We start from the raw sequence: 18,628 nt of genomic DNA, 5'->3' as shown, positions 1-18,628 counted from the left end.
ACTTTATTTTACCAAATACTTTTCAACTTGCAATAAAAAACCAGCCTTTAGGCTGGTTTTTTATTAAAAATATCTAATTAATCGTTGAATTTGCGACGCGGACGGTCTGCATTGAATTCACGCTTTGGACGATCTTCACCACCAAATTCACGTTTAGGACGATCTTCACCGCCAAACGCACGTTTAGGGCGATCTGAATTAAATTCACGCTTCGGACGGTCTTCACCACCGAATGTACGCTTAGGACGATCATCACCGAAAGAACGTTGTGGACGGTCACCGAAACCACCTTCACGGCGTGGTGGACGATCACCAAAATCACGCTTAGGACGATCAGCAAAACTACCTTCACGACGTGGTTTGTAATCTACGCTGTTGCCACGGTTGTCATCATTCGAGTTAAAACGAGGTTTATCGTTAAAACCGCCTTCACGACGTGGACGATCAGAGTTGAAATCACGCTTAGGACGATCTTCACCACCGAATGAACGTTGTGGGCGGTCACCGAAACCACCTTCACGACGTGGTGGACGATCACCAAAATCACGCTTAGGACGATCTTCACCACCGAATGAACGTTGTGGACGATCACCGAAACCACCTTCACGGCGTGGTGGACGATCACCAAAATCACGCTTAGGACGGTCATCACCATAAGATGGACGATCACCACGTGGTTTGTCATCGAAGCTACGGCGTGGGCGATCATCACCACCTTCACGACGTTTGAAGTTTGATTCACCTTCAAAACGACGACCACCGCCGAAACCGCCACGACCGCCTTCACGACGACCACCACCGTTACTACGACCACGACCGCCACCATCACGACTACCGCGAGCTGGAGGTGGAGATGGTTCTAAACCTTCGATTTCAGAAACACTTAAACGCGCTTCTAAATAATCTTCTAAAGCACGGATTTTACCGCGTTCACGGTAAGTTGCTAAAGTGATTGCTTTACCGGTACGACCCGCACGACCTGTACGACCAATACGATGCACATAATCTTCATTCTTCATTGGAAGACCGAAGTTAATTACGTGAGAGATTGTTGGTACGTCAAGACCACGAGCAGCTACGTCTGTAGCAACAAGAATTTTTGCACGACCTTCACGGATACTGCGTAAACGACGGTTACGTACAGTTTGTGGCATAGCACCATGAAGCGCAACAACTGAAAGACCTGCTTCTGCAAGCTCTTCAGCAAGCATATCTGTATCTTCTTGAGTTGAAGCAAATACTACTGCTTGATCTACGTCTTCTTCATTTAACCAATGCGTAAGCAATTTTTTCTTATGCTCAAAGCCATCAGTCCAATGTAAAGTTTGGGTAATATCAGTATTTGTAGAATGACCTGTTTCAATTGCAATACGTTCAGGTTCGTTCATCATGCGTTCAGCAAGATTAATGATACGTGGTGCAAATGTTGCAGAGAACATTAATGTTTGTTTACGATTTAAAGCTAAATCGCTGATTGCTTCTAGGTCTTCAGAGAAACCTAAGTCAAGCATACGGTCAGCTTCATCGACGATTAAAGCATCAACTAAATCAAGTTTAATTTGACGACGGTTTACAAGATCAAGTAAACGACCTGGAGTCGCAACAACAACTTGTGCACCTTTTAATTGTTGGATTTGCTTACCAAAAGGCATACCACCCATAATTGCTGCAACACGTACACCTTTCATATGGCGTACAAATGCAATCGCATCTTGACATACTTGTTGTGCAAGTTCACGAGTAGGTGAAATCACCAAGATATTTGGTTGAGTTACTGCTTTCATACGATCTTTAAATGGTACAAAAGTATCTTGACCAGCTAAAGCGTTTAACGTAGGGAGTAAGAATGCAGCAGTTTTACCAGAACCAGTTTGGCTTGATACTAGAAGGTCTTTTCCTTCTAAAGCCGCTGGAATAGATAGTTCTTGAACAGGAGTCGGCGTAGTAAAACCAAGACTCTCGAGTGCTTTCTGTAGCGACTCGTCTAATGAAAATTCAGCAAAAGTTTTGCTCATAGAGATATTCACCCTAATGTGGGTGCTCCATTAATATATGGTCTGATGGACATCGGCAAAAAGCGGCACAGCAATAATCGCTGAAAATATAGAATCAGCGGCGATCCGAGAACGACGATGCGTATAACGCACATTTGATAACAGCCGCAACCTGAAGGAATCGCTTAAGCGATTGGGTGGGGCGCGAAATATTGTCCTCTCTTTGGACCGGACGCGCATACACAATATAGAAGAGAAATGTTCAGGTAATGAACGAAATTTAGTGCGTGCGCAGAGTATAACAGAATTTATAATAATGTCACGAAGTTTTATTGTTTTTTCCTGTATTGTATTAAATCATTCATAATATTCAGGAATTAAATAAAAAACTTGATCTACAACTAGACTCTCATCCTCAATAATATCTGCTACAGCGACCGCTAAACACTAAATGGTAAACTCACTTAGAATAATCATATTGGATTGCCAATGATATGTGCCTAAAGCGCACTCTCCTGTTTGTTTATTTTTCTGCATTAAATATTGAATATTTTCAGTTGTGCTTGCACTGCCCAAAAATGTTTGTCCATCTATAATGACCCAAAAGTCTATGTTTTGCAGCGCAACATCTTCATGAGGAATTGTATGATGGGTTTTTAGACTAAATTTTTCATTTTGATAAATAGTTTTCAATTGATTTATTCCGAGTTAGTTTTTGGATTTCATCTAAGTGCCACCATTAATTCGATAAATTCTATACCGTGCCTGTTCTGCAAGCTCTTCTTTATCTGAATGCGTATATTCTTCTATTAAATTGATAGCTTCTACTGTACCTATTTCTTGTAATACCCAAAGACATCTTTTGAAATAGGTAGAATCCTCTTCACTAGCTAAATATGCCAAGTGAGGTTTTAAAAAAATTGCTCGCTTTATATAATGAATAGCATAAGGATCTTTTCTCATTTGAAGATCGCAAATAATTTCCATATGATCCTCATGCTCTAATAGCAATAATCTTTCGCATTGCTCTTGAGTTGTTTTAGATTCATCTATTTTAAGATATGGATTTCCCTGTTCCATTTTTTGGCTCATAGATTTAAAACCAAATAACTTTTTTACTTTATCCAGTAAATTTCTCACCCTTAGCTTCCCCCAATAAGTTGTATTATTTTTTATATAAGTACTATTCGCTAGGTCTTGCAATCACAGAAGTTTAAACAACGACATTCAGTATTGGTAGTATCGCATTAAATCACAACCCATAAAAAAGCCTTCATAAAAATGAAGGCTTTTTAAAACTCAATCTACACAAGTATAAATTACTTCGCAGCTTCACCCCAAGCAGGAACAACAGCTTGCATCAATGGTTTTAACATTTTCATAGAACACGCAATCACTTGACCATTTTCCATAGAATCTGAACCACCACGAGCATCAACGACTGTACCACCCGCTTCTTTCACCATAAGCTCGCCTGCTGCGATATCCCAAGGTTTTAAACCGAGCTCAAAATAACCATCTAAACGACCAGCTGCGACATAAGCCAAGTCTAATGCAGCAGAACCTGCACGACGATATTGTGCACCAGCTTCAGTTACATTTAATAATGATTCAAAATGGTTTTTCGCATAAGAAACAATCTCACCATTACGTTTAGCGCGGTAAGCATGACCTACACCCATAAAGGTATTTTCAAGACTGTCTTTAACATTCACACGAATACGACGTTGATTCAACATTGCGCCACGACCACGGCTTGCAGAGAATAGCTCATCTTTCACAGGGTCATAAATAACACCGTGTTGAGTTACACCTTTATGTTGAACTGCAATAGATACACAGAAATGTGGGAAAGCATTGATAAAGTTTAAAGTACCATCAAGAGGATCAATCACCCAACACCAATCGGCATCATGACCTTTACCTTCTTGTAGCCCAAACTCTTCACCAAGGAAGCTGTGATTTTTATAACTTTTACGAAGCGTATCAATAGTCAACTGCTCGATATAACGATCTACACGAGTCACTGGACCATCAATTCCTTTTTCTTCGACTTGTAGATCGAGTTTATGACGATTTTGATGCGCTTTTAAAAGCTCTTGACCAACTAACTGAGCCGCACGCGCAGCCATCACCACCATAGGTTCCATTGAACACCCACTACAAATTTGAAGATACTGATAAAGAATAATGCATAAAAGCGCCGACATTTTAGCAAATATCGGCGCTTTTTGGGAAATTTTGTTTCTAAAATTTTACAAATTCAATTTTTACATGAGCTTAAACGTGTTGTACTAGCTTTAACCATGCCTGTTCAATCGAGTTTCGAATACCTTTTTCATCTAAACCACAGTCTTGAAGCATTTCAGAGTGGCTTGCTTGTGCAAGAAATTCATCAGGTAAACCTAAGTTTAAAATTGGCTTCAGAATTTGTGCCTGTGCCAAGAACTCATTTACGGCACTACCCGCACCTGCCATCACCGCATGTTCTTCAACAGTAACAAATAAGTGCGTTTTATCTGCCAAATCACGAATAATTTGTTCATCCAGTGGTTTCACAAAACGCATATTGATCACACGAATTGCGATATCCAATGTTGGTGCGAGTTGTTTTGCTGATTCAAGCGCAGGTTGAACACGACTGCCAAAAGCCAAAATCGTGATACCGTCTTCGTGTTCAGTATTGAGTTCTAACAATATTTCAGCTTTACCAATTTCCAGCTCAATCAACTGTTGTTGAATTTCTACACCTAAACCATTACCGCGAGGATAACGTACTGCAGTTGGCCCTTTGTATAGATATGCTGTATGCAACATTTGGCGACATTCGTTTTCGTCTTTTGGCGCCATGATCACCATATTGGGAACAGTACGCATATAAGCATAGTCATAAGCACCTGCATGCGTAGGACCATCTTCACCGACTAAGCCTGCACGATCAATACCAAAGGTCACATCAAGATTTTGTAAAGCAACATCATGAATCAGCTGGTCATAACCGCGTTGCAAGAAGGTTGAATAAATCGCCACAACTGGCTTTAGTCCTTCACAAGCCATACCGGCGGCTAATGTCACAGCATGCTGTTCTGCAATAGCAACATCGAAGTAGCGCTCTGGAAATTGCTTAGCAAACTGTACCATGCCTGAGCCTTCACACATAGCAGGGGTAATCGCGAGTAATTTGTCATCTTGTGCAGCTTCATCGCAAAGCCATTGCCCAAATACATCTGAATATTTTGGTGCTAAATTTTTAGTAGCTGAAGCATTAATTTTGCCAATCGCATGATATTTAATTTGATCCGCTTCAGCAGGCGCAAAACCCTTACCTTTCACAGTATAGACATGGATCAGGCGTGGCCCTTTACGTTTTTTAAGCGCATTAAAGACTTGGACCAGTTGCTCAACATTATGGCCATCAAATGGGCCAAAATAATCAAAACCAATCGCTTTAAATAGATTATCCGCGGCATCAGTCGCAGATTGATGTAAGCGAGAGTTGTAGTTCCATTCAGGACAATCCTGTACAAAAGCTTGCCCTTCTTCATCAATATTGATGAATTGCCCTTGTTCCCAAATTGCAGCCAAATGCTTAGCAAAACCACCAGTGCTACATGAAATCGACATATCATTGTCGTTGAGTACCACCAACAAATCAGCATTATGTGCCACTGCATCATTCATGGCTTCAAATGCCATTCCAGCAGTCATCGCACCATCACCAACGATGGCAACAACTTCACAAGGATCTTTTTGATAACGACGTGCCAAGGCCATGCCCAAGCCAGCAGAAATTGCAGTCGATGAATGTCCTACACCAAAAGTATCGAATTCGGATTCATCACGTGCTGGAAAAGCTGCCAATCCATCTTTAGAACGGATGGTCATCAATTGCTCACGGCGTCCTGTAAGAACTTTATGTGGATACGCCTGATGGCCTACATCCCAAACTAAACGATCTCTTGGGGTTTCAAAACAATAGTGTAAGGCGACTGTTAACTCTATAACGCCAAGGTTTGCACCAAAATGCCCGCCACTTTGTCCAGCAGCATACAAAATAAATTGACGCAATTCGTCTGCGACCTGCGGCAATTGGCTTTGCTCAAACTGACGTAATTGTTGAGGATGATTAATTTCATTCAACAAAGGCGTAACAGGACGATGACTAGGTATTTCGGTATACAACATATGTGGCAAAGCCTTCTAAAGCCTGGCAAATCTAGCTAGGTAAACGGGTTAGCATGATTGTGAGAACAAATCATATCACATTCGATCAGCCACATTTATAATGATGCGTCATTGGAACTTCCAAGTCAGCTAGTGTGCTATTGGTGTCAATTATCATGAATAATCTATCTATATATCAACTATTATCGTGTGCTTTATACAAAAAAGAAATTTTTATAGCAATGTTATCTATAAAAACATGCTTTACAAACCTACCAATGTCCAAGCATTACGCTATACTTTAGCCAATTTCTAAACAAATAGATGGAAGATTCTGTGTCAATAGAGTTTGTTGCCACTTCAAAATTACCCACTGCTTATGGTGATTTTAAAATTTCTGTATTTCAAGATCCACAAACAGGTGAAGAGCATGTTGCTCTTTCTAAGGGTTTAGAAATCGCGCCTACAAACCCCGTTTTAGTTCGTATTCATTCAGAATGTTTAACTGGCGATGCCTTTGGCTCATTAAAATGTGACTGTGGTCCTCAATTGCACAACACCATGAAAATGATGAATGAAGCAGGTCAGGGTGTGATTTTATATTTGCGCCAAGAAGGTCGTGGTATTGGTTTGACCAATAAAATCCGTGCTTATGCGCTGCAAGATCAAGGGCACGATACTGTTGATGCAAATTTATTGTTAAACCTACCTGCTGATGCACGTAAATATGATATGTGTAGCATCATGCTTGATCATTTACAGGTCAAACAAGTTAAACTCATTACCAACAATCCATTAAAATTAAAAGCTTTAACAGATTTAGGTATTGATGTATTAGATCGTGTACCGTTGACAGTGGGCTTAAATAAGTTCAATGAAGATTATTTAAAAACCAAACATGACCGTATGTCTCATATGTATGAGAAAGATGATTTTTAAATAATCACTAAGTTAAATAATAGGAGACTGAACTAATGAAATTAAGCTCAATCTTATTTGCAATCATTCTCCTTTTATTCAACGCATATGATTCAAAAGCCTAATCTGCAATCATTCAATAATTAAAACAGCTCCAACAACAAGGTCACTTTTTGCCCGACATTTTTTATATTCTGAGATCCAAAATCCTTAATTAAAGCAAAAACTCGATTAGCTATGAAAAATTTTTAGATATTATTGGCCTAGAAAGCTCAGATATTATTTTAAATACTTGGGTATATGTTGAAGTCATTAATAAGTTAATTGAACAAAAGAATCAGTAAAACCATAACATCTCTAATAATTCACTAATTTTTATAAATAAAACATCAAGAAAGATTTTGCTCTCTCGGATGGCGACAGGGATGTCACCGTTGGGCAAGGATGACAGGAGTCCCCTTTGCCCAACTAAGGATTTTTGTTTCTTTCATCCCTGAAAAGAAAGGAATTATCTACACTTCTTCATCTAAATGTTTAAATACAATATTTTGTAAAATAGAATCATATCGTCATCGAGAAAATTTGCGTTTCAGGTTTTCTACGTTTTAAATGCAAATCAAACGCCATACAGATATTACGGACAAAAGGTTTCCCTTGCTCCGTGATCACAATCCGATCCACTTCAATATTCAATAAACCATCGTGCTGCATTTCAACAAGCTGTTGAATCACATCACCACGTTCGGCAAAATCCATCATGTGATCTGACCAAGAGGTTTGAAAGGTACACATCAAATTCAAAATATGTTGACGAATCTTTAAATCTTCTACACTTAACACATGCCCTTTCACCACAGGAATTTCATCATTTTCAAGACAACTGTAATAAGCTTCTAAATTTTTTTCATTCTGTGCAAAGCTATACCAACTATCACCAATTGAAGATAGACCCAATCCGATCATGACTTGTGTTTTTGATGAGGTATAGCCCATAAAATTACGATGCAAAGTACCTGCATGAAATGCTTGATACATCTCATCCCGATCTAAAGCAAAATGATCCATCCCAATCTCATGATAACCATGGGCTAAAAGTTGCTTTTTCCCTTCTTCATATAGCGTTCGTTTCATTCCATCTTTGGGCACATCATGATCTTTAAACCCACGCTGTCCATTGCCCTTAATCCAAGGCACATGGGCATAACTATAAAAAGCCAAGCGATCTGGCATTAAAGTATTAGTCAAATCAATGGTATGCAATACATCTGCTAATTTTTGAAATGGCAAACCAAAAACCAGATCATGTGAAATGGATGTATAGCCAATGTCACGTGCCCATTGCGTGACTCTTTCTACATTTTCAAAGGGCTGGACACGATGAATGGCTTTCTGAACATTCTCATTATAGTCTTGCACACCATAGCTGACACGGCGAAAACCAAGCTCATATAAGGCCTGTAACTGTTCTCGTGTGGTATTATTGGGATGCCCTTCAAAACTAAATTCATAACGATCCGCAATATTGGCTTTGGCTAAAATACCCTGAATTAATTGTTGTAAATGCTCAACTGAAAAAAATGTTGGTGTCCCACCCCCCAAATGGATTTCTTTAATGATGGGTCTGTCTTCTAGCAACTGACAATATAAATCCCATTCTTTTAAAACTGCTTGAATATAGGGTAGTTCAACATCATGCCGTTTAGTGACTTTTTTATGGCATCCGCAAAAAGTACATAGACTTTCACAGAACGGTAAATGAATATAAAGACTGATGCCTTCAGCGAGATTAGACTCATCAAAAGAGCGCTTTAGCGTTTGTTTCCATTGTTGCAGCGAAAATGAAGCCTCATCCCAATATGGAACCGTTGGATAACTAGTATAACGGGGTCCAGCAACATTGTATTTTTGAATCAAGGAACAACTCATATTCACTGCTCGATACGCAATTAACATTCAAAATGAAATAAACCCAAAATTGAATTTATCCTCAATACATTGTGCTGAGCTTAAGGATAGATTTCAACCTAGCGAATTGCTCGGGATTGCGAAGCTTATGCCAACGATAACCAAAGATTTTCAGTCACGTTCAATTAATTCACGGCACGTTCAAAAAATGTCTTCATGATGACTTCGTTTTGTTTTTTTTGAATTTTTATGTTTTGATGTAGAAAATTTTTCAATTCTCCTTTGAGGATGATCATGCAAAACCCGACTTCTGCAGATATTCAACGTGTTCGTGATTTCCTGACAGATTTACAAGCTCGAATCTGCTCTGCCCTAGAGCAACAAGAAAAATTAGGCCATGGCACTGCAACATTTGAAATTGATGACTGGCAACGCCCTGAAGGGGGCGGTGGCCGTTCATGTGTTTTACAAAATGGTACTGTGATCGAAAAAGGCGGGGTGATGTTTTCTCACATCAACATTTCCAAACTACCAGCTTCAGCAACAGAACGCCATCCAGCAATTGCTGGAGCCAAAGCACAAGCCTTGGGTGTTTCTTTGGTCATTCATCCAACAAACCCCAATGTTCCAACATCTCACGCCAATGTACGGCTATTTGTTGCAGAACCTGAAGGACAGGCACCAATTTGGTGGTTTGGTGGTGGTTTTGACCTCACGCCTTTTTACCCGAATGATGAAGATGTTTTATCTTGGCACCAAACAGCATTTGATCTATGTGCACCGTTTGGTAAAGAAATTTATATGGAACATAAGCAATGGTGCGATGATTATTTCTATTTAAAACATCGTGATGAACAACGGGGTATTGGTGGATTGTTTTTTGATGATTTAAACCAATGGGATTTTGAAAAATGCTTTGAATATATACAAGCGGTCGCTCATGGTTATTTAAATGCTATTTTGCCTATTTTCCAAAGAAATCAGGATAAACCATTTACACAAGCCCAACGAGACTTCCAACTGTATCGTCGTGGTCGCTACGTTGAATATAATTTGGTTTATGATCGTGGAACTTTATTTGGCTTACAAACTGGTGGGCGAATTGAATCTATTCTGGTCAGCATGCCACCACTTGCTGCATGGTCTTATCGCCCAGAATGGGATGAAAATAGCCCAGAAAAACGCCTCACTGATCATTATTTAAAGCCTAAAGACTGGTTGTCCATATTAAAGTAATCATCAGCAATTTAAGCTTCATCGTTAAAAAGCTATCTTTCATTTAAGATAGCTTTTTAACTTAAACCGTTGAATACTTCTGAGAAAATAAGTCTTGAAAGATTTACTCACAATTAAAATGAGAATAATTCACGATTAGGACACTTTTTTAATTTAATATATGTTCGAACTTGGCTAAGATACCAACCTTAAAATTTCCTTAATTTTTTTGAAAAAAGTCTTAGCATTAAAGATTATTATAGCGGTAGAAACCAGAGGTAGGTATGAGGAATTTATTAGAAAATCACAAGGTTACACTTTCATTCAGTATTTTATTTTTATTAGCATGCTCTATTTCAACCACTATTATCTCTAACAACCATCTCTCTGACAGCATCTCGATTACCTCTAGTGTTGTATTATCTGCTGGATTTCTTGTTGTTTTTGCTATGATTTTTCTTGACTTCTTAGAGTCAGTTTGCAACCCATAAGCATCTTTTTTAAAGCACAACATTTCCCAAAAAACCTTCCTCTTAAAAACCAGCTTTAGCGCGATTAAAAAAGCGCTCTAAATCATCAATTTATTCAAATTTTAGCATAAGCTAAACTGCATATAGTTTGGTTGTATCATCCATTTTCACGTATATTGTCGAGATTCTCTAAAAATCAATACAATCAATACTTGGACATTTGGCATGAGTAAACTATTCGCAGTCATTGGAAATCCGATTGAACACTCTCGTTCACCTGAACTACACCATGCCTTTGCAGAAAAGACTGGTATTGATCTCAACTATGTAAAACGTCTTGCCCCACTCGATGGCTTTACTGCAAGTGTTAATGAATTTTTTGCACACAATGGCATAGGTATGAATGTTACTGTGCCATTTAAAGAACAAGCTTTTGCCTTATGCCAACAACTGACAGAACGCGCAAAAATCGCTAAGGCAGTCAATACGCTTTGGATGGAAAACGGCATTTTGCATGGTGACAATACAGATGGACAAGGTTTAGTCGATGCGATTAAAGCATTGGACTGGACTTTAGAAAACACAGATATTTTGATTATTGGTGCAGGCGGTGCAACTCGCGGTGTGGTTTACCCTTTGGTAAAAGCGGGGGCTAAAATGATTGTGATTGCCAACCGTACCCGTTCACGTGCGGAACAATTGGTGGCAGATTTACAAAGCGCTGTTCCTGAAGCAGAACTTTCCGCTTGTAGCCTAGATGAATTAGATGGGCAATTTGATCTTGTTATCAATGCGACTTCGGCAAGCTTAACGGGTGATGCACTGATTCTTCCTGAAACCTTAACCTTTCACCATGCTTATGAAATGGCATATGGCAAACCTTCAAGTTTTATCGATCAAGCCAAAGCGCGCCAGATTCCAAGCTCAGAAGGCTTCGGTATGTTGGTTGGACAAGCCATCGAAGCATTTTATATTTGGAATGGGGTTCGTCCAAATTTAAAAGATTTTCTTTAATCATGGATGTATCTTTGTTTTAAAAAATCAATAAAAAAGAACCTCAATTGAGGTTCTTTTTAACCAAACCAAGATCAATTACTTTAACTTGGCATCACTCAAGATCTGTTTGATAAAGTCAGCACGTTGCCCTTTTTCAATCTCATTTTCTGCTTCAAACTTCTGCATATAATATTGCGCAAAAACAGCTTCAGTGGTTTTGTATTTCTTAACTAAATTCTGAATTTCTAAAACACTTTGCTTATCTTTCCAGACTTTAGCCACGATCTCATCAACAGCATTTCCAAGTCCATCATCATATTGGTGGTCATCTTCCAAATGATGTTTTTTCTGTAAAGCTTGGATCTGCTTTAAAGTCTGGCCTTTTGGATTGTAAATCTCTTCATCAGAATAAGAATAAGCGTAGACTGCCGCAATTTCCTGTAAATCTTGAGCAGAGTATTGTTTGATTAGCTCAGGTTTTTCTGCAGTCAGTTTGGCAATAAATACCGCTTTATAGGTTTTTTCATAGGAACCCGTTTGTGCAAACACCTGTTCAGCCAACTGTGCTAAACGCTCATCTAAAGTTAAGTATTTTTGTTCTGAACGGCTGCCTGTATCACCTGAAACACCCGCAATACCACCTACAGCTTGCTCCATAATGCTGCCTTTAAAGATGTCTTTAAATGGTTTGGCTTGCTGTAAAACACTCTGGTCGATCTTGCTGGCATTTCCATAATTAAGGAATTGCATATCCATCTTAACATTCAGCTTACGATTTAATTTATCAAAATCCACACCCAAATCATAATCTACTTTTACCGCCCGGCCTTTGTTATCTAAAGACAGATCAACGATTAAAGGATTACGTTTGTTTTTAGCCGGCAAACTGGCTTCAACTTCAGTATGATGTTGATTCCACAATTGTTTAAATTGTTGAGCATCAACCAACTGGTCTTTCGCATAGCCTGTAAAGGTTTTGACAAGCGCTGCATTACTTTGCTGCTGTAAAGTTTTGCTGGCTGAAGATGCATCATCCTTTTGTTCAGTACTTAAAACATCAATTTCATAATGATACTGGCAATATTCCACATCACCAAAACGTGGATGAGCTTTTGCTTTTGTTAAATCTTCACACTGTTGTTCAGTTAAAATTTTCTGACGCGCTGCTGATACGTCTTCAGACTCAGCTTCAACATCGTCATCTTCCTGCTCAGCAGCATCAGAAGCTTGGCTAGTGGCATAGTCTTCGTCATCTTCAACTGCTTTTTTAGCCGCGTCTTGTGCATCTGCATAAACTGCATCCACCTCTTCTTCAGACGCGTCATGAGATTGACGATTGACTGCACTATAAAGTTGATACATGGCGCTAGCGGCATCAGCCACTCCCGCATCATCAGTATTGATCCCCGCTGAGGCTTCTTCTACTGCTTTCATTGCAGCTTGTGCCGCTTCGTTAGCATCATCGCTAGATTGGCTTTCTCCTGTAGTATCTAATAGTTTTGCAATATTAGTAGCGCTCAATCCAAGCACTGAATTCATGAAATATTGACGATTTACTGTAGAATACAATTGACCTTGCAAAAACATTTCTTCAATGGTGGTATTCAAGCGGATTTTTTCAACCACACCTGTTTGCTTCTCAGCTGAACTCACCGCAAGATTTTCAATTTGATTCGGGGAAGCAATTAAATAAGAGGTTGCGCCTGATTGTTTAAGCAACTCAACCAAGGCTTTTCCATTTACCTTGGCAATATCATCTTTATATTTAGAAAAATCATAATAGGCATATTTATTCTGATCTTGTGAATTAGCCAAATAAGGCATCAAAGAAAAGATATGCGTATAGAATTTATAATTATTTAAATCCAAAACTGTAGGAATACGCATTTCCACAGAGAGGTTGGGTTTTTTATACAGTGTCTCTAAGTTAAACGATGCCATTTTCTGACGATAATTTACCGTTCCATCATAACGAATCTGCAAATCATTCACGATATTTTGTACAACATCTGCGCCCATACCAGCAAAACGACTAAAATACTTTGAGTCCTGTTTAGCAATTGCTTGATAAAGATCTTTTTTTTGCGCATCGGTTAACTTGATTTTTTGATCTTTCAGGTATTGATTGACCTTTTTTTCAATTGTAGGATCTAATTGTTTTGTATCAGCTGTGTTGGCTTTCTGAACGCTATCAAGTCGAACCTTAACTTGTCCACTGTAATCAAAATTTGGATATTCATATAAGGCATTAAACCCTTGAATTGCACGTTGCGGAGCGTCTTGATCTGCATTTAAAGCATTGCTTTTAATCACATGTGTAGAACATGCTGATAAACTCAAACCCAATAAACACAATGTTAATTTTTTTAAATGCATGATAGATCTACCCACTTGAATATTATAATGACAATAAAAATAACAATGAAACAATAAAAAACAAAGTGTACAAGACTATCAAAAAATCAACAAATTCACATGTGCTTTTTCTACCAAATTCGCATTTCTGACAATTTTTTTAGAGAGTCTTATCAATGTAATTCCCATATGATTATGAATAATGAAGCTATAGATTGAAAATCCAAAACTATTTTTAAATTAGGATTAAACACATGCCAGCATATAAAGCGCCGCTCCGTGACATACGTTTTTTAATGAATGAAGTTTTTGACTATTCTGCACATTATAAAACACTATCAATTGGCGAAAATGCCGATGCTGATACTGTCGATATGATTTTAGAAGGTGCTGCAGATTTTTGTGAAAATGTACTTTCTCCGCTGAATCAATCTGGTGACGAAGAAGGTTGTCATTTTAAAGATGGTGAAGTCACGACACCAAAAGGTTTTAAAGAAGCTTATAACCAATTTATTCAAGGCGGCTGGCAAGGCCTGTCTTATCCTGAAGAGTTTGGTGGTCAAGGTTTACCGATGTCATTAAACCTAATCAAATCTGAAATGATGGGGACTGCAAACTGGTCATTCACCATGTACCCAGGTTTGAGCATGGGATGTATGAATACCATCCTGCAATTTGGTACAGACGAACAAAAAAATACCTATATGCCACACCTGACTGCGGGTACATGGTCAGGAACAATGTGTCTGACTGAACCACAATGTGGTACAGACTTAGGTCAAGTAAAAACTAAGGCTGAACCTAATGCTGATGGTACTTACGCGATTACAGGGACAAAAATCTTCATCTCTGCGGGTGAACATGATTTAACTGAAAATATTATCCATATCGTTCTTGCGCGTCTTCCAGATGCACCAGCAGGGACTAAAGGTATTTCATTGTTTATTGTGCCTAAATTCATCCCTACAGCTGAAGGTACAGTGGGTGAACGTAATCCTGTGACTTGTGGTTCTATTGAACACAAAATGGGAATTCGTGCATCTGCTACAGCAGTATTAAACTTTGATGGCGCAACAGGCTATCTGATTGGTGAAGTGAATAAAGGCTTACATGCAATGTTCACCTTCATGAACACGGCGCGTATTGGTACTGCTGTACAAGGCCTTGCTCACGCGGAATTATCATTCCAAGGTGCTTTACCATACGCAAAAGACCGTATGTCTATGCGTGCTCTATCTGGTAAAAAAGATCCAGACAAAGTGGCTGATGCAATCATTCACCATGCAGATGTACGTCGTATGCTTTTGACTCAAAAAGCATTTGCAGAAGGCGGTCGTGCAATGATTTATCATGCCGCTCAACTTGCAGATAAAATGACTGATGCAATGTTACAAGGTGATCAAGCAAAATTTGAAGAATATGATGATAAGCTTGGTTTCTATACCCCAATTCTCAAAGGTTTCTTAACAGAAATGGGGCTTGAATCTGCGAATTTGGGTATGCAAGTGTTTGGTGGTCATGGCTATATCAAAGAGCATGGCATGGAACAAATTGCACGTGATGCACGTATCGCGACTTTGTACGAAGGTACGACAGGTATCCAAGCACTTGATTTAATTGGTCGTAAAGTGCTGCTTTCATCTAAAGGTAAAGTGGTTCGTGAATATACCGCTGAAATCTTGAAATTCTGTGGTCAACATGCACGTAACAAATATATGCGTCGTTTTGCTTGGGATTTAACCAAGATCTGTGCGCAATGGAACGCTTTGACTGTACGTATTATGCTTGCAGCACGTAAAGACCGCGAAATCGTATCATCTGCTTCTGTGGATTTCTTGATGTTCTCTGGTTATGCAATGATGGCTTACTACTGGGCTCAACAAGCAGCAGTCGCTTCTGAAAAACTAGCGTCTGGTAATGGTGCCGAAGTTCCTGAGTTCTATAAAGCAAAAATCAAACTTGCAGATTTCTACTTTGAACAATTATTACCACGTTCACAAGGTCATGCTGAGTCTATGGTAAATCCATCTCGTACCATGATGGCACTTGATGCAGAACATTTTAGTTTTGATTACTAAAATTTAAGATTTCTGAAAAAACAAAGAGCGCTACGGCGCTCTTTGTTTTTTTAAATATAACAGTGCAAGCTGCACTACAGTGATATTCATTTACTTGTAGCAGAAGCCCATCCTTGAAAGCCTGAACTTAAAAATGCCCTTAAGCGCTCGCTTTAATGCTTTTAAAAATTCACCTGTTTAAAAGCCAACAGATAATTCTGTCATCCCCTACTATTGAGTTTTAGAAGCGGGTTGAGTAATGGTTTTAATCAACTTAAATCGATTTTTTTCGAGCACATAAAAACGTGTAGTCACTTGATCCACTTCATAGTTTTGATTCATATGCTCTTCTTGTGTGACCAAGAGACGGCTGTTTGGACGTGTTGCAACCACATCTTCAGTCCGTTCCTCCCCACCAAAGCCATCCGCTAAAAGCTGACCCGTACGTTTATTGACAAAAGAATAGACTCTACATCCCCCGCCACAGCCCCACATGGTGGTGACATATTCACCGGCAAAATCTGGTTTTTGTGTTAATGCATCTCTTAGTCGAGTGCGAAACATATTGGCACTTGGATCTGAAAGATCAAGTTCCGCGGTCTTGCCTGTATACACAGCTTTCACCAGATAATCGCTAAATTGAGGGACAACGTTTTTAGCATATGCTGGGGGTAGGCTTGCCACAGCAAATAACATACTGATTAGAAACTTATTCATTGTGATGACCTTAACTTTTAATAGATTATTGTTTTAAGTCAGATCATAACAAAAGCTAAATTTTTATGCTGTAGATTTATAGAAACTCTTCCAGCACAGAATTTAAAAATACATGACCTTGCGCTGTACATGCCAACTGTGCGTCATCATTCAACATCAATTTACGCTGTTTTAATGAACCAATTACCTGATCTAAATCAGACAAATTCAACCCTGTACGTTCAGGATAAATGTGGGCATGAACACCCTCATTTAAACGTAAAGCATTCATCATAAATTCAAAAGGCATGTCTTGTTTTTCAATACGTTTAAATTGCAAATGTTCAGCAGGCACTTTGGCTAAGTAGTCTTTAGGCAAACGGGTTTTTTGAAAACGGTATACACCATCAGCTTGGGTAATTTTGCCATGTGCCCCTGCCCCAATCGCTAAATAATCGCCAAATTGCCAATAATTTAAATTATGTGATGACGGTTTTTCTTTACGCCATGCAGACACTTCATAATTGATAAAGCCATTGGCCTGTAAATATTGTTCTCCCTGTTCTTGAATGGTTTCCAGAACATCATCTACAGGCAAAATAGGTTGAGTGCGGAAAAAAACGGTATTCGGTTCAATGGTCAATTGATACCATGAAATATGGGTTGCTCCATTTTCGACTGCAAGTTTTAAGTCATACAAGGCTTGTTCTAAAGTCTGTTCTGGTAAACCATGCATCAAATCTACGTTGACGCGTTGAAAACCCGCTTGTTTGGCATGTTGAATGGCGGAAACAGCATCATCATTGGAATGGATACGCCCCAGCTTTGTTAGATGATCAGGATTAAAACTTTGCACCCCAAGCGATAAACGATTAATCCCAACATCTAAATAGTCTGCAAAAGGATCATGTTCAACTGTCCCAGGATTGGCTTCCAAAGTAATTTCACAATCCTGCTCAAACGGTATTAAAGCTTTTAACTGGGAAAAAAGCCACTGATAACCTTGTGCAGAAATCAATGACGGGGTTCCACCACCAATAAACACACTATGAATTTTACGTCCCTGAGCAAAATCCACTTGGGTTTTAAAGTCTTCAACCAATGCTAGCAAATATTCTTGCTCTAAATCTAAAGACAGCTTCCCATCAGGTACAGCATGTGAGTTAAAGTCACAATACGGACACTTACGGACACACCACGGCATATGGATATAAAGCGACAAAGGTATATTTTGAGGTGTTAAATCAGTCAAAGAAAGCTCAGAACAAGTTTAGAGAGTGATTATTTTAACATGACTTCTACCATCCGATTAGAACAAGTGATCAATTTGCTTTAGACTAAACATTAACAATAAAAGTAGATGAAGAAGAATGCTGAAAATATCGAGTCAATTATTGTTCCTTTTACCACTCACTATGGGTATTGGCATCGCCATGACCTTTCAAACAGCTCTTAACACTCAACTACGTGAATATCTTCACTCTCCATTACAAGCTGCCCTTTTATCCTTTTTAGTTGGTACACTATTGCTCGCTATTTTGGTGATTGTACAAGCTGAACAAAGACCAACCCTTTCCAGTTTAGCGGTGATACCTTGGTATCTTTGGCTGGGTGGCTGTTTAGGTGTTTATGCAATCAGTATGAGCATTTATACTGCACCGAAATTGGGTTTTTTAACCCTGTCAGGCTTAATTATTTTTGGACAAATTGCAATGTCGATGATCGTTGACCAATTTGGACTACTGGGTACAGATAAAACGCCAGTCAACTGGCAACGTCTTTTAGGTGGCGTGGTGATTTTTATAGGTGTGCTTCTCACTCTACAACGCTAACCAATCTATTTTCTAAGCACATTTAA

The 18,628-nt window shown here is 38.9% G+C and carries 14 protein-coding genes and 1 pseudogene; 6 read left to right on the top strand and 9 right to left on the bottom strand.

Going from position 1 to position 18,628, the window contains the following annotated elements:
- Positions 1-77 precede the first annotated feature (77 nt).
- From AC4CVF_RS21485 to dxs, 5 genes are all read right to left on the bottom strand, one after another.
- Positions 78-2,015 (bottom strand): DEAD/DEAH box helicase, encoded by a 1,938-nt coding sequence (locus AC4CVF_RS21485; RefSeq protein ID WP_016539375.1) that lies wholly within the window; start codon positions 2,013-2,015, stop codon positions 78-80.
- A gap of 426 nt (positions 2,016-2,441) precedes the next feature.
- Complete coding sequence (locus tag AC4CVF_RS21480; protein ID WP_490789965.1) at positions 2,442-2,687, bottom strand: hypothetical protein; 246 nt, start codon at positions 2,685-2,687, stop codon at positions 2,442-2,444.
- Positions 2,688-2,720: 33 nt separating this feature from the next.
- A complete protein-coding gene (locus AC4CVF_RS21475) occupies positions 2,721-3,134 on the bottom strand; it encodes a hypothetical protein (protein WP_490789964.1) in 414 nt (137 codons plus the stop codon).
- A gap of 179 nt (positions 3,135-3,313) precedes the next feature.
- Positions 3,314-4,144: an inositol monophosphatase family protein gene (locus AC4CVF_RS21470; protein ID WP_004725624.1), complete on the bottom strand. Its 831-nt coding sequence runs from the start codon at positions 4,142-4,144 to the stop codon at positions 3,314-3,316.
- A gap of 130 nt (positions 4,145-4,274) precedes the next feature.
- Positions 4,275-6,179, bottom strand: coding sequence for a 1-deoxy-D-xylulose-5-phosphate synthase (gene dxs / locus AC4CVF_RS21465; protein ID WP_490789963.1), 1,905 nt, complete (start codon positions 6,177-6,179; stop codon positions 4,275-4,277).
- 315 nt (positions 6,180-6,494) lie between these two features.
- Here dxs and ribA point away from each other — a divergent pair, with 315 nt between their 5' ends.
- The gene (ribA, locus tag AC4CVF_RS21460) at positions 6,495-7,097 is read left to right on the top strand and encodes a GTP cyclohydrolase II (RefSeq protein WP_336953476.1); all 603 of its coding nucleotides are present in this window, start codon (positions 6,495-6,497) and stop codon (positions 7,095-7,097) included.
- A gap of 212 nt (positions 7,098-7,309) precedes the next feature.
- Positions 7,310-7,420, top strand: a pseudogene (locus AC4CVF_RS21455) (DUF4844 domain-containing protein); the annotation flags it as partial.
- A 217-nt stretch (positions 7,421-7,637) separates the two neighbouring features.
- On the opposite strand, the gene hemN reads toward AC4CVF_RS21455, so the two are convergent.
- Positions 7,638-9,002, bottom strand: coding sequence for an oxygen-independent coproporphyrinogen III oxidase (hemN, locus tag AC4CVF_RS21450; RefSeq protein WP_419327716.1), 1,365 nt, complete (start codon positions 9,000-9,002; stop codon positions 7,638-7,640).
- Positions 9,003-9,275: 273 nt separating this feature from the next.
- Here hemN and hemF point away from each other — a divergent pair, with 273 nt between their 5' ends.
- The gene (gene hemF, locus AC4CVF_RS21445; RefSeq protein WP_336953474.1) at positions 9,276-10,217 is read left to right on the top strand and encodes an oxygen-dependent coproporphyrinogen oxidase; all 942 of its coding nucleotides are present in this window, start codon (positions 9,276-9,278) and stop codon (positions 10,215-10,217) included.
- 674 nt (positions 10,218-10,891) lie between these two features.
- The gene (aroE, locus tag AC4CVF_RS21440; RefSeq protein ID WP_336953473.1) at positions 10,892-11,680 is read left to right on the top strand and encodes a shikimate dehydrogenase; all 789 of its coding nucleotides are present in this window, start codon (positions 10,892-10,894) and stop codon (positions 11,678-11,680) included.
- 78 nt (positions 11,681-11,758) lie between these two features.
- Here the strand turns inward: aroE and AC4CVF_RS21435 are convergent, their stop codons facing one another.
- Positions 11,759-14,038 (bottom strand): hypothetical protein, encoded by a 2,280-nt coding sequence (locus AC4CVF_RS21435; RefSeq protein ID WP_490789962.1) that lies wholly within the window; start codon positions 14,036-14,038, stop codon positions 11,759-11,761.
- A gap of 233 nt (positions 14,039-14,271) precedes the next feature.
- On the opposite strand from AC4CVF_RS21435, the gene AC4CVF_RS21430 reads away from it, so the two are divergent.
- Entirely contained in the window at positions 14,272-16,095 is a 1,824-nt protein-coding gene (locus AC4CVF_RS21430) for an acyl-CoA dehydrogenase C-terminal domain-containing protein (protein ID WP_004725609.1), read from the top strand.
- Positions 16,096-16,305: 210 nt separating this feature from the next.
- On the opposite strand, the gene AC4CVF_RS21425 is transcribed toward AC4CVF_RS21430, so the two are convergent.
- Positions 16,306-16,791: a hypothetical protein gene (locus tag AC4CVF_RS21425; protein ID WP_419819895.1), complete on the bottom strand. Its 486-nt coding sequence runs from the start codon at positions 16,789-16,791 to the stop codon at positions 16,306-16,308.
- 76 nt (positions 16,792-16,867) lie between these two features.
- A complete protein-coding gene (gene hemW / locus AC4CVF_RS21420) occupies positions 16,868-18,022 on the bottom strand; it encodes a radical SAM family heme chaperone HemW (RefSeq protein ID WP_336953469.1) in 1,155 nt (384 codons plus the stop codon).
- A 118-nt stretch (positions 18,023-18,140) separates the two neighbouring features.
- Here hemW and AC4CVF_RS21415 point away from each other — a divergent pair, with 118 nt between their 5' ends.
- A complete protein-coding gene (locus AC4CVF_RS21415; RefSeq protein ID WP_336953468.1) occupies positions 18,141-18,602 on the top strand; it encodes a DMT family transporter in 462 nt (153 codons plus the stop codon).
- The last annotated feature ends 26 nt before the right edge of the window (positions 18,603-18,628 follow it).

Source organism: Acinetobacter sp. LipI_19, assembly GCF_058242925.1.
The sequence above is the reverse complement of the archived record's forward strand: the minus strand, read 5'-3'. Positions and strand labels throughout refer to the sequence as shown.

Bases quoted from the DNA above. Each gene is read 5' to 3' on its own strand.
- AC4CVF_RS21485 (WP_016539375.1), bottom strand. From the start codon at position 2,015: ATGAGCAAAACTTTTGCTGAATTTTCATTAGACGAGTCGCTACAGAAA.
- AC4CVF_RS21430 (WP_004725609.1), top strand. From the start codon at position 14,272: ATGCCAGCATATAAAGCGCCGCTCCGTGACATACGTTTTTTAATGAAT.
- AC4CVF_RS21470 (WP_004725624.1), bottom strand. From the start codon at position 4,144: ATGGAACCTATGGTGGTGATGGCTGCGCGTGCGGCTCAGTTAGTTGGT.
- AC4CVF_RS21425 (WP_419819895.1), bottom strand. From the start codon at position 16,791: ATGAATAAGTTTCTAATCAGTATGTTATTTGCTGTGGCAAGCCTACCC.
- hemF (WP_336953474.1), top strand. From the start codon at position 9,276: ATGCAAAACCCGACTTCTGCAGATATTCAACGTGTTCGTGATTTCCTG.
- AC4CVF_RS21415 (WP_336953468.1), top strand. From the start codon at position 18,141: ATGCTGAAAATATCGAGTCAATTATTGTTCCTTTTACCACTCACTATG.
- hemN (WP_419327716.1), bottom strand. From the start codon at position 9,002: ATGAGTTGTTCCTTGATTCAAAAATACAATGTTGCTGGACCCCGTTAT.
- dxs (WP_490789963.1), bottom strand. From the start codon at position 6,179: ATGTTGTATACCGAAATACCTAGTCATCGTCCTGTTACGCCTTTGTTG.
- AC4CVF_RS21435 (WP_490789962.1), bottom strand. From the start codon at position 14,038: ATGCATTTAAAAAAATTAACATTGTGTTTATTGGGTTTGAGTTTATCA.
- aroE (WP_336953473.1), top strand. From the start codon at position 10,892: ATGAGTAAACTATTCGCAGTCATTGGAAATCCGATTGAACACTCTCGT.